The organism is Leptolyngbya sp. AS-A5 (assembly GCF_039962495.1).
Lineage (GTDB): Bacteria > Cyanobacteriota > Cyanobacteriia > Leptolyngbyales > Leptolyngbyaceae > Leptolyngbya.
Map to the genome: position 1 here is coordinate 82987 of NZ_JAMPLL010000005.1, position 23205 is coordinate 106191.

Below are 23205 nucleotides of genomic sequence, written 5' to 3' on the forward strand. Positions count from 1 at the left end.
TCGAGCGGAAGTCAAGCCCCCGATCGGGTAATGTCATGATTTCAAGAATGTAGCTTCAAGCGCTTTCATGTTTGATCGGAAGTGAAATTACGAATTCTGTTCCTTGAGCGATCGCCGAATGCACTTCGATCGCTCCTTGATGTTTCTCGACCACAATTTGACGGACGATCGCCAATCCTAATCCTGTACCTTTGCCCACCGCTTTCGTCGTAAATAAGTGATCAAAAATCTTCGATTTGACCTCCTCGGGCATTCCCTTGCCGTTGTCGCGGATGCGGATTTCTACCTTGTTCTCTTCGGTTTTGGCGGTTTGAATCGTGATTTGGTAAGGATTGGCTTCTAGCTCAGTAAAGGAAGAGTGTTGTGCCATCTCATCGAACATATCGATCGCGTTCGCCAAAATGTTCATAAACACCTGATTCAGTTGTCCCGGAAAACAGTCAACATTGGGAATGTCTCCATAGTTCGTCACGACTTCAATGGCAGGACGTTGATCATTCGCTTTAAGCCGATATTTGAGAATCAGAATGGTGCTGTCGATGCCTTCGCGAAGGTTTGCTGTGATCGTACCCTCTGTATCAGCGCGGGAGAAGGTTCGCAGGCTGGTACTAATCGCCTTGATTCGCTCCGTTGCCGTTCTCATCGAGCGTAACAGTTTAGGCAGATCGGCTTTGAGAAACTCAACATCAATCTCGTCCGCAAACTCTTGTACAGGCGGAGCCGCATTCGGATGATGTTGCTGATACAGGTCTACATACTTCAGTAAGTCCTGCACAAACTCTGCTGCATTATTAATGCTGCCATTCAGGAAGCCGAGCGGGTTATTGATTTCGTGAGCCACACCCGCCACTAAGTTACCAAGCGCTGACATCTTTTCACTTTGCACCATCTGCATCTGAGCTTGCTGGAGCTTTGTTAAAGCTTGCTCTAAGCTCTGATTCTTCTCCTGGATAGCAAGCGCTAGGCGTTGACGATCGCTCACATCCAGCGCGATCGAAACGCCCCCTAAAATTTCTCCATTTTGGGCAATCAGCGGTGCATTAAACCATTCGCAGGTAATGCGTTCTCCATCCTTCCTAATGTTTTCATTAATCGCATGGGTTCCGCCTGTTTGCTGCAAAATTCCGTTTACAACCTCATTGACATAAGGCTGAAATTCCTCTGGAATAAACATTCGGCAATGCTTTCCCATAACTTCTTCGGCTGAATAACCAAAGACAGCTTCAGCAGCGTGATTCCAGGCTTGAATTTCAAATTGTTTGTTCCACTCTAATACCGCGATCGGAGATTGCTGGATCAAGAGGTTTAATCGCTGCTGGGATTGTTCGATTTGGTAAGAGCGTTCTTGCTCTCTTGCGTAAAGCTTTGCATTTTCGATCGCAATGGCAGCCTGTCCCGTTAAAATTTTCACAGTCTCTAAGCGATCAGTCGTAAACGCTCCTTTTACCAGGTTGTTCTCTAGATACATCAATCCAATGAGCTTTCCTTGATAAATCATTGGATTACACAGGAGCGACTGAGGCTGATGCTTGAGAACATAAGGATCATTCGCATAGGTGCTTTCAGATGCAGCATCGCTTGAGACGATCGGAGTCTGAGTGCGAGCTACGTACTGGAGGACAGTTAAGGGAACATCTTGGCTTTGGGTGAGCGGGATTGCTTCTACGACAACTGCTGACTTTTCTTGGTCGGTATCTGCTACTTCAATAAAAAGCTCACCCTCACGATCGAGAACAATACAGCCTTTCTGTGCGCCCGCATTTTCCAAAATGATATGCAACAGTCGATCGAGCAATTGATTGAGCACCAGCTCGCTAGAGATCGCTTCGGTCGCTTTGAGAATGGTTGCTAGGTCTAAAAATCCGCTATTCGTACTGCTGCTGCTCTTGGTGTGGGTAATAATAGCAGAGTGTATGGGATCAGGTGTAGAAAAATAGCGAGGATACTGCGCTTCGAGCTGCTTAACTTTTGCAGTTGCGCCCCACTGCTGATACTGTTGGTACGCTTCGATCAAGTATGCCTGAGCAATTTTTGGCTTGCTCAGACTGAAGTAGAATTTAGCAGCAAGTTCATTTGCTAATGCTGCTTCTTGAATATAACCATGCTCGATCGCACCTGCGATCGAGCGATCATATTGTTCCATGGCTGCATAAGTTTCTCCAAGAATGCGATAGCGCTCAGCTTCCACAAGATCATACTTATGTTGGAAGTTCATCGGAGCAAACCGCGCCCAGATTCGCATTTGTTTTTGGTTGAGAGCGACGCTTTCAAGCATTGAGGCACTATCAGCAGGATAGTCTGAGCAAGCTGCCAAGCTCACCAGTGAATCATACAGATTGTAGATAGCAACACAGTACATCCCCGCAATGCTATGAATGCACGTTTTAAGCTGATTGGAAGTCGCGATCGCAATATCATATCTTCCAAACCCGTAGCTGAGAATTAAGGTATTGAGTATGCGGTAACAGCCTTCAGTTAGATTATTTTCAAAACAGTGACTTTGCTGCTGGATCAAACGGTAAACATCACTAGGCTGAGAAGTTAAGGCTGCAACACCCGATGTCCAGATTCTGTGAAAATTCAAGATTGCTTCTTGGTGCAAGCTATCCATCTTTTGCTCCCACAACAGCATTTCTGAGTGTAGGGGCTGTAGCTTGTTGCCTGCAAAGTAAGCATGGACACAATAATAGTGTAGGGCAAGCGCAGCAAACTCTAAATCTTCACCTTCAAGGCTAAGTTGATGCGCTTTGAGCAGTTGGGGGACTGTCTGTCGAACTGCGATTTCCCAAGGCTTGATAAATCCTTCCAGATTAACCAATGTTCGAGCCTGTAAGTCCTTGTTGACTACATTGTTCAATAGCTTTGAGGCAAGCCGCCCAAACTGTAATCCTAATCGTAAACTCGCAGTATGACTGCACAGAACCAACCCATAAACCGCGTAGAAAAACACAGTTTCTGGTGCGTTTCCGTGCAGCATTGATAGACGAATTGCAGTCTCAACTAGCGGACGATGTAATTTTGGAGTGGTAAAGTAAACGATCGGTTCAACGCTGGCACAGATTCGTAAGGCCGCCAAATAGTGACGATCGCGCATCGGGGGGAGTTTAGCAAGTGACTCAACTTCTGCTTCAGAAAGAACCAGCAAGTTAGGTTGAGCCGTTGTCGCATCAGTTAAACCTACTGAATCTTTGCGAATGGAAACTCCTAAAGCTTGCAATATGACGATCGCAAAATTGACGGCATCAACCATGTGATTTTGTGCCATGCAGGCTTGAATCCAAAACTCCCAGACTTCCACACGATCGAATAAATCTAGACTATTCGCTGAGACTCGGTTGCATAGTGCTTCTAACTGAACAAATTGCCCTGTGAGGTAAGCCATTTGTGCTGCATCTTCGTACAGGGTCAACGTAGCGTGATAGTTCGTTTGCCAGCAATCATCCGGTAAACAACGAATTGCAGCTTGCAAATAGTTTAGAGCATGTTGATAAGCAGCAGAGGATTTCGCTTTCGATGCAGCAATTTGATTGAGCTGTACAAGTTGGCTCCGCTCTGCATTAGAAACGACAAGATCGAGCGCGATATTCCAATGATTGACGATTTCAAAGATGTTCAATTCAATTTCGGAATTTGAGAGATGCTGTTGTAGGAGACGAGCAATTTCAAGATGTGTGACTTGCTTTTGATCCTCAGCAATTAGGGTGTAGGCGGCTTGCTGGACGCGATCGTGGAAAAACTTAAATTTTGGATTTTGGACTTTCAGATCTATAGTCCCGGTTTCATCTAAAAAATCACGATAATGCTGATCTAATGGCAAGATAAATTCTTGTTCGATCGCACTCCACAGCGCTTGTAGGGTCTGAAAGGCAGAGAGCTGACTAACGGTAGAAAGCGTTTTGAGATCAAATTGATTTCCAATACAAGCAGCTAATTGCAACACAAATTGAGTCTGTGCTGAGAGCGTTTGGAATTTTGCAGTCATTAACTCCACAACATCTTCGCTGATCTTGAATTGACGAATCTGCTTAATGTCCCATTGCCAGGAATTTGTCTCAAAATCAAAGGTGAGAAAGTTTTCAGAATGCAACGACTTGAGCAGTTGCATCAAAAAGAAAGGATTTCCTTGCGTTTTGTCATAGAGCAATTTTGCTAAAGGTTGAACTGTGAAATAATGACAACACAAGGTATCTGCAAGAAATTGCATTACATCATGCAGCGACAAAGGCTCTAAGGTGATGTGTTCAAACCTAAACGCCTTTGATTCCACTTTTGATTTCAATTGTGCCAACACCTGCATCAAGAGGTGAGTTAGATCGACTTCGTTATCCCGATAAGCCAGAATTAATAGGCGATATCGGTTCTCTGGGCAACTCAAAAACTCAGGCAGCCTTGAAATTGTAGCTGTATCTGCCCATTGCAAATCGTCCATAAACTCAACTAGGGGAGCCTCTGGTGTTGATGCTGCCAGCATAAAGGCAGAAAAGGTTTGATAAAAGCGTTTTTGGGCTTCTACTGGGGGGATTTCGGGTAAGGGTGGCTGCTGCCCGATCAACCATTCCAACTCTGGAATAATGTCAATCACAGCCTGCCCATTCAATCCGACCGCAGCAGAAAAGCGATCGCGCCAGAATTCTACCTGTTCCTGAGTTTCGCCCAGAATTTGGCGAATGAGTTCCCCGTAGGCTTCTGCAATACAGGTGTAGGGAACCTCTCGCTTGAACTGATCGAACTTGCCCGCAATAAAATGAGCATGACTTGCAGTAACAGGCTTGAAGAGTTCTCGAATTAAGGCGGTTTTGCCCACTCCAGAATAGCCGCCGATCACGACTAATTCACAACTCCCTTGTCTCGCTCGCTCAAACGCTGCCAACACTGTTTGCAGTTGGGAATTGCGCCCATACAGCTTTTCAGGAATGTCAAGTTGGGCAATGCGATCGCGCCTGCCAATTTCAAACGGTGCGATCGTTCCGGTTGTTTTAAACTCATCCAAGCAGTGCTGCAAATCCGCCTGTAATCCCTTTGCGCTTTGATAGCGATCTTCTGCGTTTTTTGCCATCAGCTTCATGACAATTTCGGCGATCGCACCGGGCACTTCTGATCTGAGCGCTTGAAGCTCAGGGGGTTCCTTTGCTAGATGACTGTAGACAATCTCAAGCGCATCTTCCCCAACAAAGGGAACTTGTCCGGTGAGAAGCTCATAGAGCGTCACACCCAGCGAATAGAAATCGCTGCGGTAGTCGATCGAACGATTCATTCGTCCCGTTTGTTCGGGAGAGAGATAAGCAAGAGTTCCTTCGAGTTGATTGGGGTGCTGGAGTTCCTGAGTTTGATGAGACAGTTGAGAGGCAATGCTGAAGTCAATGAGGCAGATTTGTTTTGCGTCAGGATCGATCAGAATGTTTGCAGGCTTGATGTCTTTATGAACGATTTTATGATTGTGTAAGTGACCGAGTGTAATGCTGAGTTGCAGCGCGATCGAGAGAAAGTCAACGATCGAGATTTGCTGATACTGTTGTTTGATTTGCTGTAAGTAGTCAGACAGAGACAATTCGCCAAAATCTTCCATTATGAGTACATCCCCCTCTGCACAAGACTCTAATCCGATCACCTTGACGATTCCGGGGATCTCTAGCTGTTTGACCAGCGTATATTGATTGCGAAACCCTACCTGTTCTTCTAAGGACGACGCTTCATGACGCAATTGTTTGAGAATAACTGGCGTTTGATCAGCGATCCGGACAGCACGATAAACCAGAGTTCTCGAGCCTTGATAAAGTATTTCGATCGCTGAGTAGCCCGATAATCCAGCTATTGGGTCAAATGTTGCCTGCATGATGGGGTTTAAGTCTCTTAAAGCCGCAAATCTTATGCAGAGAATGCCCCTAATTTGTGGGGCGCTCATGTCATGAGATCACACATAGCAGTAGATGTAGATCACAAAAAATCATTCGAGCCATTTTCAGCTCAGGCGCGATCGCTTAATTGAATTATGGGGTTTCTTTCGATCGATAGAGGTCGTCTGATTTGTAAATCGATATCTAATCAATAAGCTACTTGAGGAAAGCGACCCTAAGTGCAGACCCTAAGTGCAGTGCAACAATTTATCAGACGAGCAGGAAATCAAAATGGTTGAAATTGGCTATCATGCCTCGCACGAGCAATTTAAGCCGAGTACATTAATCAAGCTTGTGCAAACAGCAGAGCAAGCCGGATTCACCCGCATTTCTTGCTCTGATCACTTTCATCCTTGGAGTGAACGTCAAGGAGAAAGCGGATTTGCTTGGTCTTGGCTGGGCGCTGCGATGCAGGTGACAAGTTTGCCGTTTATCGTGGTGTGTGCGCCCGGACAGCGCTATCACCCGGCAATCATTGCTCAAGCCGCTGCAACTTTGGCGGAGATGTTTCCAGAACGGTTTTCGATCTGTGTTGGCAGTGGGCAAGCGCTGAATGAATTAATCACAGGTGATCGTTGGTTAGCTAAAGCCCAACGCAATCAGCGCCTCAAAGAATGTGTGGATGTGATGCGATCGTTGTGGGCGGGAGAAACGGTAACGCACTATGGTTTGGTGCAAGTGGAGGAAGCGAGGCTGTATACAAGAGCGATCGTTCCTCCAAAAATAATTGGAGCTGCAATCACGCCTGAAACGGCAAAATGGGTCGGAGGATGGGCAGATGCGCTGATTACAGTTTCTCAGCCCCTGCCAAAACTGAAGCAAGTCGTCGAAGCATTTCGGCAAGGGGGCGGAACCGGAAAGCCGATGTATCTCAAAGTCCAGCTTTCGTATGCTGAGAATGAAGCGTTAGCGCGTGAAATGGCGCACGATCAATGGCGCACGAATATCTTTCAGAGTGCGGTGTTATCTGATTTACGGAGTCCTCAGCAGTTTGACCAGATGGCAGAATTAGTTCAACCCGAAGAAATGGATGAACTTGTCCTCATTTCTGCTGAATCGGGTCAGTTTGTTGAATGGCTCCAGCAATATGTTGATTTAGAATTTGATGCGCTCTATTTACATAATGTGAATCGTGAACAAGAACAGTTTATTGAAGCGTTTGGCAAGGGTGTGTTGCCTACGATCGCACGTTCGCGACTCTACGCTTAACCTACCACCAGCGCAACTGTAAGTAATTGCGATCGGGCTGGCTTAATTCTTGCTCGGTCAACCATTCAACGGGCTTGTAAGTGCCAAACACATGATCCCACCAATCCACAGCTAAACCAAAATTGTGATGCCACATACCGTATTTATGATGTACGTAATGAACAGGCATTTTCATCCAAAAGCATTTGGTGGGATTTTCGTGTTGTAGCTGATGCGCGTAAGACGAGAATGCAGCGTAGACCAATCCACCCAAAAACCAACCGATTCCCGCCTCGAGCGACACAAAGAACAACAGCCCCATAATCAAAATTGTGCCCTTGAGGTAGTCGAAGAATTCCCAGAGTACGCCTTGTCCTTCGTTACGGCGATGATGATCGCGATGCCGTTCGCCCAATTTATACGGCTTGTGCATCAGTCGATGTACCCAATATTCAACCAAGCTTGCTAACACAAACGCGATCGCAAAACACAATACGCCAATGCCGATTCTTCCAAGCACAACCCGCTTCTCCTAACCTCACAACATTTGTTATTGTGCCGAAGATTTCCCGGATGTGTCAAAATCCGAAAATAAGATTCTGAGATTCAAATGCTGAAAATCATTGCGATCGCGTTAACGGCTTTATTTCTGTGCGCTACTCCGGCTTGGGCAGCAGAACCCAGCGGAGCAAAGCTGTTTGAGGTGCAGTGTGCCGGATGTCATGTGAATGGCGGTAACATTGTGCGACGGGGTAAAACGCTGAAATTGAAAGCATTAGAGAAGAACGGATACAGCACCGTAGACGCGATCGCCAGCATTATTACCAACGGCAAAGGGAATATGTCGGCATACAAAGACCGACTCAGTGAGACCGAGATTCAGACAGTGGCTCAGTATGTCCTCGATCGAGCCAGCCAAAACTGGAAATAAGACTGCTCTAAGTTGGAAAACTTAGGCTATCGTGTGGAACACGGAAAATCGATCGTGAAAAGGATGCTTTGCCATGTCTCAAGAGGTTGTCGGTTGGCTCAGAGAAGTCAAAGACTTACAGCAGCAAGTGAAAGCAGTGCGGGCTTCGGAACTCATGGCCCATGCCAGCGCCGATAACTGGCGTAAACGCTATGAAACTGAAGCCGAACAGCGCCGCAATCAAACCCAAGCGATGCAGCAGACGATCGCGCAATTGCAGGCTGAACTTGATCGCTTAAAAAGTCAGCCCTACTCTTCTGAAATTGATCCTGAAATTGCCCAACTGCAAACCGTTGCTGAACTGCAAGCCCAATTGACTGAGGTCTGGCGCGATCGCAATCAACTCGCTCAAGCTCTCAAAGCCGAACAACTCAGCCACGCTCAAACCCGCAACAACCTGACCACCGCACTAGGCGACACTGTAGATATGCTCTCGAAGCTGAAGCAAACCTAAGAAGGCGCACTTAACGATCGTCCACGCCATGTCCAGCCCCATCCGGTTTCGGTTTTGACGATCGATCCCAGCACGATCGCACACAGAAGCAATCCGCCTATCCCCATTGCCCACCAGTATCGCGGCGAAATTGAGAGCAGCGGTTCGTTCCTAGCTCGAATCAAATAATGCTGCAACAATGCGATCGCGCTCAATCCCAAAACGATCGCGTTCCAAATCGTCAAACCGGAAAATACAAGATTCGTTAGCCCAATCGCTAGTCCAATCGAAGGCACTGCAAAAATCAGCAGCGTCACAAACACACAATAGAGCGTAGACTGATAATTGCGATTCGATCCCTCAAACCAATTTTTTGTCCAGCCTTCCCATAAAGCCGAAAACGATCGATACATCTGCACCTCAGCAAGTCCTCGCCCTAAGCCGTACCACAGCTTCAACCCTTTCTGTTTAATCCGGCGACCTAGCTCAACATCTTCCACCACATAATCATGGACGGCAGCATGGCCCCCGATCGCCTCATACGCGCTGCGTCGAAACAACATGAACGGGCCGGCTGCAAATGCAGTGTCTGACTTTGGATCATTAACAGGGGCAAACTCAAACCCAACCGCCAGCAGCATCACAATCAGGGGTTGCACTAACCACTCCGACCAGTGCCGACAAAGAACCACAACTGCCAGCGATAATAGATCAATCTTTTCTTGTTGAGCATAGGCGATCGTCGTTTCAACACACTGCAGCTTGAGTCGCACATCCGCATCAATGAACAGCAAAAATTCGCCCTGTGCGTGTTTTACCGCTTGAGTACAAGCCCAATTTTTCCCGACCCAAACTTCACCCGCAGGACGCTCTCCCGCCGAGAATAGCTTCAATCGTTCATCCTGCCGTGACTCCTGAAAAAGCTCCACGATCGCTTTAGTTTCATCCGTCGATTGATCGTCGATGACTAGCACTTCAAGCTGATCCGCATTTAGCGTTGTACTCCCCAGCACGGCTGTCACACAAGCTTCAATATTCGCAGCTTCGTTGTACGCCGGAATAATCACAGAGACTTTGGGCAACGGCTCAACGGGCTGCGATCGCACCGCAATCGTCGGCGCATCTTTGAGCGCTTGATCGAGCCTTTGAGAAAAAATCGCGATCGCAACGACTGAAACAACCAGGACAAACGCAACGAGCAACACCATGCCGAACCTAACACCCAACGCCTTTAACCTTATCGCATAGATTTCAAAACCGTTGTATTTTGAGAGAGAAAGAGATACCACGATCGCACTATGAAAAAGCTCCTCCATCCTTTCTGCCGGGGCTGGCTCCTTGCTTTGGTTTTGGCTACCTTGGCTTGGACTACTCCCGCTTTTGCAACCAGTTTGTACGAAGTGCCGCCTGTTACTGATGACGTGCGCGTGGTTGATTTAGCTGAGATTATCAGTCGCTTCAATGAAGGCAAACTGACCGAAACCTTCACTGATTTAGCAAACAAAACGGGACAAGAAGTTCACTTTGTCACGATTCGACGGCTCGACTACGATGAAACGATCGGTTCGTTTGCCGATAAATTATTCAAGCAATGGTTCCCCACGCCTGAAGCCAGCGCCAATCAAACCCTGGTGGTTTTAGACAGCGTGACGAACAATTCTGCGATCGTCACTGGCGAAAAAGTCAAGTCTATCCTGTCTGATCAGATTGCTCAGAGTGTCTCTCAGGAGACGATGCAGGTTCCCTTGCAGAAGGGCGATCGCTACAATCAGGCATTTTTGGATGTGGGCGATCGTTTAGTTGCGGTGCTGTCGGGTGAACCTGATCCGGGGCCTCCTGTAGTGGTCGATCAGGTGAAAACCGAGGGAACCTTCGCATCGCGAGAAGAAACCGCGCAAAGTAATGCACTTCCCTGGGTGGTTGGTTTGCTGATTGCAGCAACGGTAATTCCTATGGTGACTTACTACTGGTACGTGCGATAGCATCCGGCACTGTAGCGACGCGATTAATTGCGTCGCTACCAGAAATTCTAAAGTGGGTTGCGATCGTCGCTCAAGCTTCCAGCGCAAGCTGAATTAACTGATCTACTAAGCTTGGATAAGAAATTCCTGCCGCTTCCCACATCATCGGGTACATACTGGTTGCCGTAAAACCAGGCAATGTATTGATTTCATTGATCAAGATTTCACCCGTGGATTCCACATAAAAGAAATCCACGCGGCTTAAGCCCGAAGCATCCACGGCACGAAACGCCTGTAGTGCTCGCTCTTGAATCAAGCTAGTAATTTCTGGAGGTAAATTCGCTGGAATGACATGGCTGGACTTGCCTGCGGTGTACTTGGTTTCATAATCATAAAAATCGCTATCAAAGCGGATTTCACCCACGACTGAAGCCTTCGCTTGATCATTTCCTAACACTGCACATTCGACTTCACGCGCTACGACTCCCGCTTCAACAATGATTCGTCGATCGTAACTTGCCGCACTGTCTAACGCTGCTTCTAGCTCTGCACGAGTCCGCACCTTTGAGATTCCGACTGATGAGCCGAGATTAGCAGGCTTGACGAAGCAAGGATAACCAAGCTCCGCTTCGATGCGATCGCACAGCTTAGGAAAAACACAGGGATTTGAGTAGACTTCAGCCCGACTGACTGCCAAATATTTCACCTGCGGTAAGCCTGCTTGAGCAAATGCCATCTTCATCGTCAGCTTGTCCATTCCCACCGCAGATCCCAACACTCCAGAGCCAACAAAGGGTTTCTGCATCAAGGTCAGCAAGCCTTGGATCGTACCGTCTTCCCCATTTGGCCCGTGCAGAATCGGAAACCAGACATCGACCTGTGCCGCTTCTGAGGGAAATTGCCAGAGATTCGTGGCGAGATCGGGACAATCGATCGCACCGGACTGCAACACCGACTGCGCCACGTCAGGCGAGCGCCATTGTCCGTCTTTCTGAATGTAGAACGGCATCAAATCGTATTTCTCGGCATTGGTCGGATCGCTGAGAGCTTGGGCAATCGATCGCGCCGATGCGATCGAGACTTCATGTTCACCAGAGCGCCCACCAAAAAGCAATCCAACGTTAAGCTTTGTCATAATCTGATCCCAATTTTCTTTGGCACTTTAGACCATTTGGAGAACTGCGTCTAGGGGAAGTCCAGAAATTCTGCAACGATCGATCAAGCGCAACGTGCATAAATCAAATGGGTATAACACCATCTACAGAGCGTGATCACCCATTTCTTTGGCATCAAGCATTATGAAACTTTGCTCTAAGAAGGAAACTTCTCTTTAAAATTTCGTTAAAGTTCAGCCGCTGCCTTCTACGTGTTTTCCGAAGCAGTGATACTCTTCGAGCAAGTGCATCAAAACAGCGCCATAAGCTAGCATCCCCTCATCTACTGCATGGAGTCAGATTCTCAAGCAGGATTTGAAGTCAGCGCCTACACCGCCAGAATTACATCTGAATTGATGTTTCGCGGGTCAATTCGCAGCAATTATCGAGAACGTTATTAACCTTTATCACAGTGCTTTAAGTCTGTGGTCCGCAGGATGCTCGCTCGAGTATGTAGAGGGCGCCCAGGGTGATCGATGCCGCAACCTTACATCTTGTACATCTGCCGATTCAAGTCAGGTTGGGTCTTGCCTTACGATTTTTGGCGACCTCATTTATAGTGTCATGTTGGCGCTTGCCCCCCCGTCGATTTTATGTTTAAGAAAAATGCAAAATTCTTCTAATGTCTTAAATGTTCTGAATTTAAGACATTCTTCCCTGTTTGATCCTGCCCCGTTTAACCTAACTAGTTCAACCAGTTCGCAGACACTCCGGGCAGCGCAGCCAGCGAACTCTCCCGATCGCTTGGTTTTTATTGATTCCTCGGTTGAACACTTTCAAAGTTTTGCCCAAAGCGCGATCGCGGGTACAAAAGTTGTGCTGCTTGATCCCGGCAGCGATGGAGTTGATCAAATTAGCAAAGTTCTCGCAGAATATCGAGACATTGCCAGCATTCACATTCTGTCTCACGGCAGCATCGGTAGCCTCACTCTCGGCAGCGCAATACTCGATCTCGGTTCGATCTCTCACTACCGTAATCAACTCCAAACCTGGTCAGATGCGCTCTCTGCTGATGCAGATTTGTTGCTGTACGGCTGTAACGTTGCGGCTGACAATTCGACGCTCATCACCCAACTCAGTGAAATTACGGGAGCAGATGTTGCAGGTTCAGTTGATATCACAGGCAATCTTGCCCAAGGTGGCAACTGGATACTCGAAGCAGCAACAGGTGCGATCGAGTCCACCTTACCGTTTGAGCGCGATCGGCTTGCCTCCTATACAGGTGTACTTGCCGAGGGGAACGGTCTACGCGGTGAATACTTCGACAACATCGACTTCACGAATTCAAGACTAACCCGCACCGATAGCACCGTAAACTTCAACTGGGGGAACGGCTCACCCGATGCTGGCATCGGTGCAGATACCTTCTCGGTTCGTTGGACAGGTCAACTGCTTGCCCCTACCACCGGAACCTATCAGTTCTTTACCACGACTGACGATGGAGTACGGCTGTTCATCAATGGACAGCAGGTGATCAACAGCTTCGTTAATCAACCTGCAACTGAGCGCACCGGCACGATTAACCTGGTTGCCGGGCAACGGTATGACGTTCGTATGGAGTATTTCGAGAACGGAGGACAAGCGGTCGCACAACTCGCTTGGGCGGCTCCAGGGATCACAAAGCAAGTCGTCCCGACAACTCAACTGTTTAGCACTGCGCCCCCACCCCTCGCATCTGAGAATGGTCTACGCGGTGAATACTTCGACAACATCGACTTCACGAATTCAAGACTAACCCGCACCGATAGCACCGTAAACTTCAACTGGGGGAACGGCTCACCCGATGCTGGCATCGGTGCAGATACCTTCTCGGTTCGTTGGACAGGTCAACTGCTTGCCCCTACCACCGGAACCTATCAGTTCTTTACCACGACTGACGATGGAGTACGGCTGTTCATCAATGGACAGCAGGTGATCAACAGCTTCGTTAATCAACCTGCAACTGAGCGCACCGGCACGATTAACCTGGTTGCCGGGCAACGGTATGACGTTCGTATGGAGTATTTCGAGAACGGAGGACAAGCGGTCGCACAACTCGCTTGGGCGGCTCCAGGGATCACAAAGCAAGTCGTCCCGACAACTCAACTGTTTAACAGTAGCACCCCAAGTACTCCGCCACCGCCACCCACGGGTACGGGTAATGGTCTACGCGGTGAATACTTTGACAACATCGATTTCACAGCCTTTAAATTTGCTCGGACTGATGCAAACGTGAACTTTAACTGGGCAAGGAGTTCACCTGATTCGAGCATTGCTCCTGATACCTTCTCGGTTCGCTGGACGGGTCAGGTTCAGCCTCTCTACAGCGATACCTACACCTTCTTCACCACCACCGATGATGGGATACGGCTGTTTGTAGATGGGCAACTGGTCATTAACAACTTTGCGGATCAACCTGCAACTGAACGCAGAGGCACGATCGCCTTGCAAGCTGGACAGCGATACGACATTCGCATGGAATACTATGAAAACGGTTCCGATGCCTTGGCACAACTCGGTTGGTTTAGTGCCAATCAAGCTCGTCAAATCATTCCGCAATCGCAGCTTTACAGCGTGCCGAATCCGGGAGCGTTCGTCATCGGAACAAATAGCGTCACCGTCGACGAAAATGCAGGCACGGCATCGATTCGCGTTGATCGAGTCGGCGGTAGCGATGGGGAAGCAATCGTCCTCTACACTATCGAAGAAGAGAGCGCCAAAGCAGGGACAGACTTCACCGCCACCGTAGGTCCGCTCGCCTTTAAAGAACTCACATTCAAACCAGGTCAAACCAGCAACATAGTAGAGATTCCAATTCTGGATGACGGCATCGCAGAAGCCATCGAAAATTTTAAGCTTGGGTTATCTGGGTTAGGAGCAAACACGACCGCCACCTTGGGAATCAACCGCACGGCGGTGATAACGATTATCGATAATGATTCGCCATCCAGCTATACATTTAGCGCCGCAGAATACAACGTCAATGAGAATGCTGGAGCGGCAACAATCACTGTTCAACGCAATGGAAATACCGCCATTGCTGGCAGCATTAACTATGCCACTAGTAATGGGACTGCGACGGCTGGTTCAGACTACACCGCAGCTTCTGGGATCCTCAATTTTGCCATTGGAGACACCAGAAAGACTTTCACGATCGCGCTCAGAGATGATACAGAAGGCGAGCGCAATGAAACCGTCAATGTCACCTTGAGCAATCCGATCGGGGGTAGTTTAGGCACTCAGCCAACCGCAATGTTGTCGATCGCAGACAATGATTTTGGTAATATCAGTCGTCAAGCAGTAATTTCGGGACTTTTGCAGCCGACTGCGTTCGATTGGACACCAGGCGGTGAATACATGTTCGTTGCTCAGAAAAATGGCGTAGTGCGAGTCACTCGCAATGGAGTGTTGCAACAAACGCCAGTCGTAGACATCTCTGAGATTGTCAATAGTCCCCGCGATCGTGGTTTGCTCGGTTTAGCGGTGCATCCGCAATTCTTTAATGGCAATCCGTATGTCTACTTGCTGTATTCGTATGATCCCCCTGAAACGCGCAGTGCTTCTGGCTTGGCGGCTCGTGATGGCGTAGGCAACCGTACCGCACGATTAGGACGATTTACCGCAACGATTACCAACGGAGTGGTGTCGATCGCTCCGGGCAGCGAAGTGGTGATTCTTGGTAGAAACAGTCTTTGGCAGTACATCAGCCGCCCAGACTTAAACAGCACCAACGATTTCAACGTTCCCGAATCGGGGAAAGACGCGAATGGCAACTACGTTCAGGACTTCCTGATTATCGATAGTGAATCTCATACAGTCGGAACCGTGAAGTTTGGTACGGACGGCTACTTGTATGTGAGTAATGGCGATGGTGCTTCATATAATTCAGTTGATCCAAGAGCATTCCGTAGCTTAACGCTCGACAACCTATCCGGTAAGATTCTGCGGATCGATCCAATCACAGGTAATGCGCCGTCCTCGAATCCGTTCTTTGATGGCAATCCGCAAAGCAATCGATCGAAGATCTGGCAATCTGGCTTGAGAAATCCGTTCCGCTTTACGATTAACCGAAATAATGGACAGCCCTACATCGGTGATGTCGGTTGGTCACAGTGGGAAGAAGTCAACACCGGACGGGCTGGTACAAACTTTGGCTGGGTGGCATATGAAGGCAACTTCAGAACGGGTGGCTATGACAGGCTGCCCAATGTCCAAGCATTTTATAGCAGTGGTCAAATGGTGACGAATCCGATTTATAGCTATCGTCACGATGGCGGCGGTGGCAATGCGATCAATGTTGGCGACTTCTACACCGGAAGCACTTTCCCTGCTGTCTATGACGGTAATCTATTCATCACCGATATGAGCCGGGGCACTGTGGATGCGTTGATCTTCGATGAAACAGGTAGAGTTGTTGGTCAGCGGCGCTTTGCCGAGGGTCTATTTGGCTTAACGCAAATCAAAACCGGGACTGACGGCAACCTATACTATTCCAGCTTGGTCACGGGTGAGGTTGGACGCTGGCGACCCGCGTAGCGTGGACTAATCTGAAAGACAGGGTTGAAGCTTACAGCCCTGTCTTTCGTGCCATTCTGCTTATGCTCGAAGCGGAATGACACGATCAACGCACCCCATTAGGTCTAGAAGCACAGAGATTCTCATCTACAATCAGGTCATGTCCGCTCAGTTGGGTCATGCTTAATTGTTATCGTCAACTGTTAGAAAAAATGCCTGCAGTGCTGGCAACCGTGATGCAAGTCCAAGGCTCTGTACCGCGTGAAGTCGGCGCGAAAATGATCATTACCGAAACCGAAATTTTTGGCACGATCGGGGGTGGAGCCGGAGAAGCAAAAGTGATTCAGCAAGCTCGGAAGGTGCTGCAAACTGGAGAAAAGCAATGGGTAGAAATTGACCTCACAGGTGCACCGCAACGGGACACGCAAGGGATTTGCGGCGGAATAATGCGCGTCTGGCTGGAGCGCTGGGAGAGCGATCGATATCTTGCTCTCACTCAGCAAATCCTGACCCAACTCGAATCTGGACAATCGGTGTCGATCGTGACTCCTTTCGCTCCACATCAGTCTCCTTATCTCTCAGAAGACTGTCTCGATGAAGCATTTATTGAAATAATTGAGCCATCCCCAACATTACTAATTGTCGGAGCAGGACACTGTGGGATTCAATTGGCGAAGGTTGCCGATTTAATTGGATTTCAAGTGATAGTTCAAGACGATCGTTCAGAATGGGCAAATGCCAATCTCTACCCCAATGCCGAGGTTTTTAACTGTCCGATCGCTGATGCTGTCGCTCAACTTGCAACACACACAGAACTTTATGCAGCGCTGGTTACTCGCGGGTATCAGTATGATTTAGCTGCCCTCCAAGCATTACTCGATCGTACTTTGCCTTGTCGTTATCTTGGAATGATTGGCAGCGAAAAGCGGGTAAAACAGGTTTTTCGAGCGATCGAGAAAGCCGGAATTTCACCAGAGAAACTTCGATCGATCTACGCGCCGATCGGGTTAGATATTGGTGCATTAACACCGGAAGAAATCGCCGTGAGCATCAGTGCAGAACTGATTTTAGTCAGACGTGGGGGAACAGGTCGATCGCTCTCGCAATCGTTGAGGCAAGTTGAAGGCTAGAACCCACGAATATAAGCAATCTCAAGGATTGTCAATAAGTAGTGTACCAAATTCGTACCAGTTTAGAGACCTTGTTACCTATTTATTTATTTATTGTTTTTTTAAGGTAACTAAGGTAACTAAGGTAACTGATATGGCTAAACCCTTACGTGAAGAGCATTTCAGGAGTTACCTTTTTTTAGAAATCAAGGTAACTAAAGGTAACAGTAAGGTAACTTCCTTCTGTTGATGCTTGGGCTAGTGGCTTAGGGGATTCTGTCGGAGCGGCGTGATTTGGAAAATGATCTGAAGCGGGCTTTTTCACTTGAAAAGCGCTCATGATTAATATGAGATAAATCCCAGTGGATACTCAGATATGGAGATAAAGCGCCCCCAGTTGTCAAAGACGAATAAAGACACCGCGATGATCATTGCGATGTACGTTCGCAATGAGATGGAGGATTTTCATTGTCAGCATTTATCTGATGCCCAGATGAGGGAACTGAATCCAATCATCAGAAACGCGATCGCTACAGCACTGTACATGCTGAGAAACTACGGAACCGATGAAACCTCAACCAAGACCTTAAACTTTCAAGGTATGTTAATTCCTGAATACTGGGAAGAACCGGAGATCGCCGAGAGTTTCGTAGCTTTGTGAGGTATCTTCGTCGAGAGCGTCGGGAAGAGGCACGAGAATCTTCAGACACAGAAGGGGAGTCCTGAAGTCGTCCCCTCAGAAGATCCTGATGAACTCATCCCCGTAGACGCTCCGACCCAAGAAAGTGCTGCAACGATGCCTTGAGCGCTCTCTAAAGCTCATTCATAAGATCTGATCAAAAGCGCTCGATTGTGGGCGCTTTTTGTTATGGCTGAGAACTTTCGCAGTCCTGACAGGCAATTTCCAGCCCTACTGCCCAGATTGCGCCGACTGCAACTACGTTTTGGACGATGCCGTCCTGGCTAGAAGCGTGCTTAAGACAGCTAGACATGGCTTAATCCGGCTTAATCCTTAGCAGGGCTAACACAGCCCTGCTGAAGCTCGGTTCAAACTTAGGCTGGATTGCGCGCAATCTAGATCAGTTTCGCTCCTCTAGCAGCTTTTGTATCTCTGCACCCGGTTTGTAGTTAATTCCAAAAGGGAGACTATCGCCATCTTCTAAGATTTGAGGTGTTACTAAGATCACAACCTCTCGGCGCTCGGTCGTGGTCGATCGACGTTGAAAGAGGCGACCTAGCAGAGGAATGTCTCCTAACAAAGGTACTTTTGTAACATTAGACTGAATTTGATCTTGAATAATGCCTGTCAGAATCAAGGTTTGAAGGTTTTTCAGTCGGATACGACCTGTTTCTAAGCGACGTTGAAGCAACAATCTAGCTTGAGTTCCTTGATCTTCAAAAACCGCTCCTGAAGGTGCGCTAATTTCGGGTGAGATATTTAAAGTGACATAGCCTTGCGAATCAATTCGATCAACGGTGACATTCACAATCACACCCGCAGGTCGAATGATCGGGCGGCGGCGGAGTGGAGTAACTGTCGTTGGGTTATTTAGGAATCGAGTATCTTCGATTGTCTCAAACCCTGAAAAGATCTCTTGAGTAAGATTTACTTGCGCTGAACTGCCTTCCTGAACAACTAAAGTAGGATTAGTCAAAATCTTTGCAGATTGATTTTGAATTGAAGCTAGTAAATTTAGTAAAAAATTACGAGCTAAAGGCACAGCAGCCCCTGCTCCTGTTGCAGTTCTGCCTAAGTTGGCAAAAAATGAACCTGTCGTATCAAATCCTAACCCAATCGTTTGATTTGCCTGATACTGTAAATCGGCATTAGAGTTACTTCCTTTGATTAAATCAACATCAATGATTTTGATGTTGATTGCAACTTGCTTGGTTAAAACATCTAACTGTTTCAACTTCAGTGTTGCAATTTCGACCAAGCGCCGAGACCCGATTAATGTCAGAGTATTGGTACGAGGCTCAGCAATCACTTCTAACCCATTGAGTAGTCTCGACTTAGAAACTGATGGAGGTTCGACTGGTAAAACAGCTTGAGGGGATCCGGCAACCGAGGAAGGCTGAGAATTAAAAGAAATGGTAGGATTCGGATTAAAAGAACTGGTAGGATTCGGATTAAAAGTATTTGTACGGTTTGGACTAATAGGATTGATCAAACTAGGGCGAGCCGGTTTATCAGAGAGTCCTTGATTTGCTCCAAGAAGTTCTAGAAATTCTTTTGCGCCTTGGTAGCGGACGTTTTCTGCGGACGTTGTTGCACGTTTGATTGAGGTTTGAGCCGTTGCAGCGGAAGCTCGCACATCAAACCCGTTAAAACCAGTTGTGCCTGCCCCAAAGCTGCTCGGTGTATTCGATCCGCTGACTGTGCCTCCAGTTTCTGCCAAACTCGTTAAATTTTGAGTCACGATCGCATCAGAAGTCGCTTTGACCTGGTTCAGTTGGTAGGTTCTCATCAGTTGAGTGCGAGCATCATCTAGATAGACATCTGAAAAATTAGGATCGACGGATGGTGCAATGGTTGGAGAAGACGGCAATTCGCTAGATGCGGCAGGATTAATCATCATGACTTGTGTTAGCCAAATCAAAGAGCTAACTTTCACGATCGCTTGGCGAGTGGAGTGGTGCATTACCTTTACGGCTCTAGTGACAAATGATCTGGTTGAACAAACTCACTAACCAAAAAAGTCCCGCACAAGCGAGACTTGTCAATGGAAGCGTCAGCAAGGAGCTAAAACGTAAAGGTTGTTCTTATCGTCCCGATCACAATATTGTCGTTTCTGCTGTCTTGACCGGGATTGACGATATAGATTACGCCTGGCGTAATTGAGAGTCGATCGTTTAGTTGGTACTTATAAAAACCTTCAAAGTGCAGGGGATTGCTATTGGTCACAGCATCACCTAAATAAGGTTCGACTCCTGCAATAAAGCCTAGTAAATTGCCCTTTTTACCAAAGTCAGGCAGCGCGACCCCGACCCCATAAGTCCAGATATCCTGTGAGCCTCGACCATCTCCGACAAAATTTGCATTCACATAAGATGCAAATCCATTAAGTACCAGATTTTGACTGAGCCTGAAGGCAACTTCAGCACCATAAGCATTGACTTGGGCTGGAGCAACATCCCCTAGTAGATTGAATCCTTGATTTGCGAGCAGAGTTCCCAGTACGCCCGTACCACCACTGCCTGCATCAAAAATGGCTGAGCGCCGATAAGCATTGACGTAAGTTAAACCAATACTTAGCGCTTCATTGGGTTTGAATGTGACCTGAGCGAGGGCGGAATAGCTTCCATTGAATAAACCATTCTTGTCCGTCGGGCTATTTGCACTAGGAGCAATATTACTGGTTGTTCCAGAATTATCTGCTAGGTAACCCGCACTGATTGTTAATGCAGAACTTGGCTGAAAATTAATGCCGACGCCTGTGCCTCCTCCAATCAAGTAGATTGGGTTGCGCTCAGCGAATAGGGAGAGTGGACCTGTAGCACCTGTACCAGAATCTAGAGCAGGATTGTTCGTAGGTGCATAGTCCGAGTGGAGCCCTCCGACTGCGGGAATGTAGACATTGAATTTATCGCTGAGATTAAAGGAATAGGATACGCGATCGAGATTAATTTGATTGCCGCCTGTACTCCGAAAGTTAAAGGTTTGTAGTCCTTCAGCGTTGGTGCCACCTGGTAGAGTCGGGTTGGTCAAAGTAAAAGCATTCGCATTCCCCGCTGTCAAACGGGTTACGAGCAGATCTCGACCTGTAAAGCTAGTATTGAGCGCCAATCGGATTCTATTTTGTAGAACAGCGTTGTTTCCTCCTGTTTCCCTGACTCCAAACTCGTCCGTCACGGCAAAGACAGCTTCGCCCGCTAGCTTAGTTGTTGTAGAGAACTGCTGTTTTTCTAGCGTTGCGGTTCGAGCCTCCAATCCATCGACGCGACCGCGTAGAGTAGTGAGTTCAGCCGAGAACTCTTCCTGTAGCTTTTGCAATGTTGCTAGATCTTCTTTCTTCACCAAGTCTGATGTTGAAGCCGCGATCAGTTCATTGACACGATTGAGACAGGCATTTAGACCTGCGGCAAACTCATAGCGAGTCAGGGCACGGTTTCCGCGATATGTCCTATCAGGATAGCCTGCAATACAGCCGTAGCGTTCAACCAGTGACTGAAGTGCCTGGAATGCCCAATCGGTCGGACGAACATCAGAAAGCTGAGAAACAGACGTAACCTGCTCAAGTGTTTCGGTGTTGCGATCTAGACTAGATGAACCAGGACGCTGCTCGGTGATTGCTTCCGGCAACGGCGAAGCTCCCGCAGCAGTAGCAATCGAGATGCCTCCTAAAAGAGCCAAAGCATTTAAGCTGAATTTTAACATTGAAAAATCTTCTCACAATTTATTTACAATGTTACTACATTCCTAGATTTAGCCAAAAAAGCCTCGCATTGAATGCTGCGGTTGCTTCAAAAGAGACAATAATACACAGAGCCGTGACCCAAAAGATCAAGCTAAATCGCTTCATATGAATTCTCCAAAACAGCATTATAGTGTGTGAGTAAACAGTGCTTTTGTTGTAATTCCTACACCGACTAGAGTAATCAGTAATGCACTAGCGGCTGGAAACAAGTTACTTCTAGGAGCTTGAAGAGGCAGTTGTTCAAACCACGATCTAGCATAAACAAGAAGCAATCCAATTCCAGTTAAAACGCTTGCGAGCCCTAAGCTAAATGCAGAAACTAGCGCCAGTCCAAACCCAACTCGACCCAAGGCGATCGCACTTAATAAAACAACTAGCGCAGAAGGGCAAGGCAACAAACCACCCGAAATTCCCAATGCTAATAGACTAGACCAGGTAATCTCAGATCCATCTGGAGTGGTTGGCAAATGAGAATGGGGATGGTGATGATGATCGTGATGATGCTCATGGGCATGATGGTGATCGTGATGATGCTCAGAGTGATGTTGAGCTTGCTTCATCAATAACCGCAGTCCAATCCCTGCCATTAGTATTCCAGAAAACGCGCTCAACCAAGGATAAACTTCTTCCGTGAGGACAAAGTGAGAAGTACTCAGCATCAGAAGCCCTAGCGCAAAGATGCCTGCGGTATGCGTTAGCGTCACAGTTAATCCTAGAAAAAGAGCGTGCTTTGCTTTTCCACGAGAACCGACGAGGTAGGCTCCCACAATTGTTTTGCCGTGCCCTGGAGAAAGCGCGTGTAACCCACCCCAAACAAATGCGATCGCTAACGCCAGTACTGTAGTCGAAAGGTCAAGTTTCTCTAGTGTGATCAAGCGGGTAAAAGCGTCATTACTTCTGCCTTCTAATGCCTGATTTGAATGATTCAGGGGTGGAAGCTTGGGGACAGACGCGGGCTGGGCTGGATTTAGCTCAACCGTAATTTTTCGCTGGTCAAGAGGACTCATCAATAACTCAGTCGGATACTGGGTGAGACGGTTTGTGATGCTAGAAGCAGTGAAATTGCTCTGAATTGGAATGCCATCTGAAGCCACAGTCATCTCCCGCCAGCCTAAACGCTGGGGATAGAGTTGATCTTCAACTTCAATACTATGAATCGCAGGGCTCTCGATCTCTTTCTGAAAAGCGCAAGTTAGGCGCAATGTCGCTAAGTCACCCACACCCGGCGGAAATTCTACCTTCGCATTGTCTAATAAAAAAGACAACGGCTGATGGTCAACTTGTAGCTTGAGATGAGCGCCAACTTCACGGCATTTCTCAGCCGGATAGTTGAGCGTTTCAGTTGTATCAGCTTTGCGGTTTCGATTCGTATCAAGTTGATGAATCTCCTGAAAAGCTGGAATCTCAGCCATATCCAGCACATAATCAACCGTGATTTGCTCGGGCGCGACTTGCAGCCCTGCATAGTGATTGATGGTGAAATTGCCCAAGGGATGGGCAGCTGCCGGAGATATCCAGAATAAAGAGGTCGCTGCGATCGCAGTTATCCAAGTTAACCCACGCACTAAGATTTTCATCATTGAG

Annotated in this window: 15 protein-coding genes; 7 read left to right on the forward strand and 8 right to left on the reverse strand. The window is 47.7% G+C overall.

From position 1 onward, the window contains the following. Positions 1 to 55: 55 nt before the first annotated feature. Positions 56 to 5833 (reverse strand): AAA family ATPase, encoded by a 5778-nt coding sequence (locus tag NC980_RS08690; protein ID WP_190375458.1) that lies wholly within the window; start codon positions 5831 to 5833, stop codon positions 56 to 58. A 292-nt stretch (positions 5834 to 6125) separates the two neighbouring features. Here NC980_RS08690 and NC980_RS08695 point away from each other — a divergent pair, with 292 nt between their 5' ends. Further along, entirely contained in the window at positions 6126 to 7103 is a 978-nt protein-coding gene (locus NC980_RS08695) for a TIGR03885 family FMN-dependent LLM class oxidoreductase (RefSeq protein WP_190375459.1), read from the forward strand. Position 7104: 1 nt separating this feature from the next. Here the strand turns inward: NC980_RS08695 and NC980_RS08700 are convergent, their stop codons facing one another. Continuing rightward, positions 7105 to 7602 carry a sterol desaturase family protein gene (locus NC980_RS08700; RefSeq protein ID WP_190375460.1) on the reverse strand — a complete coding sequence of 166 codons (498 nt, stop codon included), beginning with the start codon at positions 7600 to 7602 and terminating at the stop codon, positions 7105 to 7107. 90 nt (positions 7603 to 7692) lie between these two features. Here NC980_RS08700 and NC980_RS08705 point away from each other — a divergent pair, with 90 nt between their 5' ends. Further along, on the forward strand, positions 7693 to 8013 hold the full coding sequence (locus NC980_RS08705) for a c-type cytochrome (protein ID WP_190375461.1): 321 nt from the start codon (positions 7693 to 7695) through the stop codon (positions 8011 to 8013). A gap of 73 nt (positions 8014 to 8086) precedes the next feature. Next, on the forward strand, positions 8087 to 8506 hold the full coding sequence (locus tag NC980_RS08710) for a hypothetical protein (protein ID WP_190375462.1): 420 nt from the start codon (positions 8087 to 8089) through the stop codon (positions 8504 to 8506). Here NC980_RS08710 and NC980_RS08715 read toward each other — a convergent pair. Beyond that, complete coding sequence (locus NC980_RS08715) at positions 8503 to 9801, reverse strand: glycosyltransferase family 2 protein (RefSeq protein ID WP_242026542.1); 1299 nt, start codon at positions 9799 to 9801, stop codon at positions 8503 to 8505. The two genes, NC980_RS08710 and NC980_RS08715, sit on opposite strands and share 4 nt — an antisense overlap. Between NC980_RS08715 and NC980_RS08720 the strand changes: the two genes are divergently transcribed. Next, the gene (locus NC980_RS08720) at positions 9784 to 10467 is read left to right on the forward strand and encodes a TPM domain-containing protein (protein WP_190375463.1); all 684 of its coding nucleotides are present in this window, start codon (positions 9784 to 9786) and stop codon (positions 10465 to 10467) included. The genes NC980_RS08715 and NC980_RS08720 overlap by 18 nt on opposite strands. A 70-nt stretch (positions 10468 to 10537) precedes the next feature. Here NC980_RS08720 and NC980_RS08725 read toward each other — a convergent pair whose 3' ends face one another. Next, a complete protein-coding gene (locus NC980_RS08725; RefSeq protein ID WP_190375464.1) occupies positions 10538 to 11581 on the reverse strand; it encodes a D-alanine--D-alanine ligase family protein in 1044 nt (347 codons plus the stop codon). A gap of 625 nt (positions 11582 to 12206) precedes the next feature. Between NC980_RS08725 and NC980_RS08730 the strand changes: the two genes are divergently transcribed. From NC980_RS08730 to NC980_RS08740, 3 genes are all read left to right on the forward strand, one after another. Beyond that, complete coding sequence (locus NC980_RS08730; protein ID WP_190375465.1) at positions 12207 to 16115, forward strand: PA14 domain-containing protein; 3909 nt, start codon at positions 12207 to 12209, stop codon at positions 16113 to 16115. Between the two features lie 158 nt (positions 16116 to 16273). Further along, positions 16274 to 17224: an XdhC family protein gene (locus tag NC980_RS08735; RefSeq protein ID WP_190375466.1), complete on the forward strand. Its 951-nt coding sequence runs from the start codon at positions 16274 to 16276 to the stop codon at positions 17222 to 17224. A 376-nt stretch (positions 17225 to 17600) separates the two neighbouring features. Further along, positions 17601 to 17864 carry a hypothetical protein gene (locus NC980_RS08740; protein ID WP_190375467.1) on the forward strand — a complete coding sequence of 88 codons (264 nt, stop codon included), beginning with the start codon at positions 17601 to 17603 and terminating at the stop codon, positions 17862 to 17864. A gap of 205 nt (positions 17865 to 18069) precedes the next feature. Here the strand turns inward: NC980_RS08740 and NC980_RS08745 are convergent, their stop codons facing one another. From NC980_RS08745 to NC980_RS08760, 4 genes are all read right to left on the reverse strand, one after another. Further along, entirely contained in the window at positions 18070 to 18195 is a 126-nt protein-coding gene (locus NC980_RS08745; protein ID WP_277881307.1) for a hypothetical protein, read from the reverse strand. 87 nt (positions 18196 to 18282) lie between these two features. Next, complete coding sequence (locus NC980_RS08750; RefSeq protein WP_190375468.1) at positions 18283 to 19845, reverse strand: hypothetical protein; 1563 nt, start codon at positions 19843 to 19845, stop codon at positions 18283 to 18285. A gap of 101 nt (positions 19846 to 19946) precedes the next feature. After that, positions 19947 to 21581 (reverse strand): iron uptake porin, encoded by a 1635-nt coding sequence (locus NC980_RS08755; RefSeq protein WP_190375469.1) that lies wholly within the window; start codon positions 21579 to 21581, stop codon positions 19947 to 19949. Between the two features lie 165 nt (positions 21582 to 21746). Then, positions 21747 to 23201 (reverse strand): sulfite exporter TauE/SafE family protein, encoded by a 1455-nt coding sequence (locus NC980_RS08760; protein ID WP_199298381.1) that lies wholly within the window; start codon positions 23199 to 23201, stop codon positions 21747 to 21749. Between the last annotated feature and the right edge of the window lie 4 nt (positions 23202 to 23205).

Excerpts from the sequence above, each read along its gene's own strand:
- NC980_RS08690 (WP_190375458.1), bottom strand. The coding sequence starts at position 5,833 with ATGCAGGCAACATTTGACCCAATAGCTGGATTATCGGGCTACTCAGCG.
- NC980_RS08695 (WP_190375459.1), top strand. The coding sequence starts at position 6,126 with ATGGTTGAAATTGGCTATCATGCCTCGCACGAGCAATTTAAGCCGAGT.
- NC980_RS08705 (WP_190375461.1), top strand. The coding sequence starts at position 7,693 with ATGCTGAAAATCATTGCGATCGCGTTAACGGCTTTATTTCTGTGCGCT.
- NC980_RS08710 (WP_190375462.1), top strand. The coding sequence starts at position 8,087 with ATGTCTCAAGAGGTTGTCGGTTGGCTCAGAGAAGTCAAAGACTTACAG.
- NC980_RS08720 (WP_190375463.1), top strand. The coding sequence starts at position 9,784 with ATGAAAAAGCTCCTCCATCCTTTCTGCCGGGGCTGGCTCCTTGCTTTG.
- NC980_RS08715 (WP_242026542.1), bottom strand. The coding sequence starts at position 9,801 with ATGGAGGAGCTTTTTCATAGTGCGATCGTGGTATCTCTTTCTCTCTCA.
- NC980_RS08725 (WP_190375464.1), bottom strand. The coding sequence starts at position 11,581 with ATGACAAAGCTTAACGTTGGATTGCTTTTTGGTGGGCGCTCTGGTGAA.
- NC980_RS08730 (WP_190375465.1), top strand. The coding sequence starts at position 12,207 with ATGCAAAATTCTTCTAATGTCTTAAATGTTCTGAATTTAAGACATTCT.
- NC980_RS08735 (WP_190375466.1), top strand. The coding sequence starts at position 16,274 with ATGCTTAATTGTTATCGTCAACTGTTAGAAAAAATGCCTGCAGTGCTG.
- NC980_RS08745 (WP_277881307.1), bottom strand. The coding sequence starts at position 18,195 with ATGTCTAGCTGTCTTAAGCACGCTTCTAGCCAGGACGGCATCGTCCAA.
- NC980_RS08750 (WP_190375468.1), bottom strand. The coding sequence starts at position 19,845 with ATGCACCACTCCACTCGCCAAGCGATCGTGAAAGTTAGCTCTTTGATT.
- NC980_RS08755 (WP_190375469.1), bottom strand. The coding sequence starts at position 21,581 with ATGTTAAAATTCAGCTTAAATGCTTTGGCTCTTTTAGGAGGCATCTCG.
- NC980_RS08760 (WP_199298381.1), bottom strand. The coding sequence starts at position 23,201 with ATGATGAAAATCTTAGTGCGTGGGTTAACTTGGATAACTGCGATCGCA.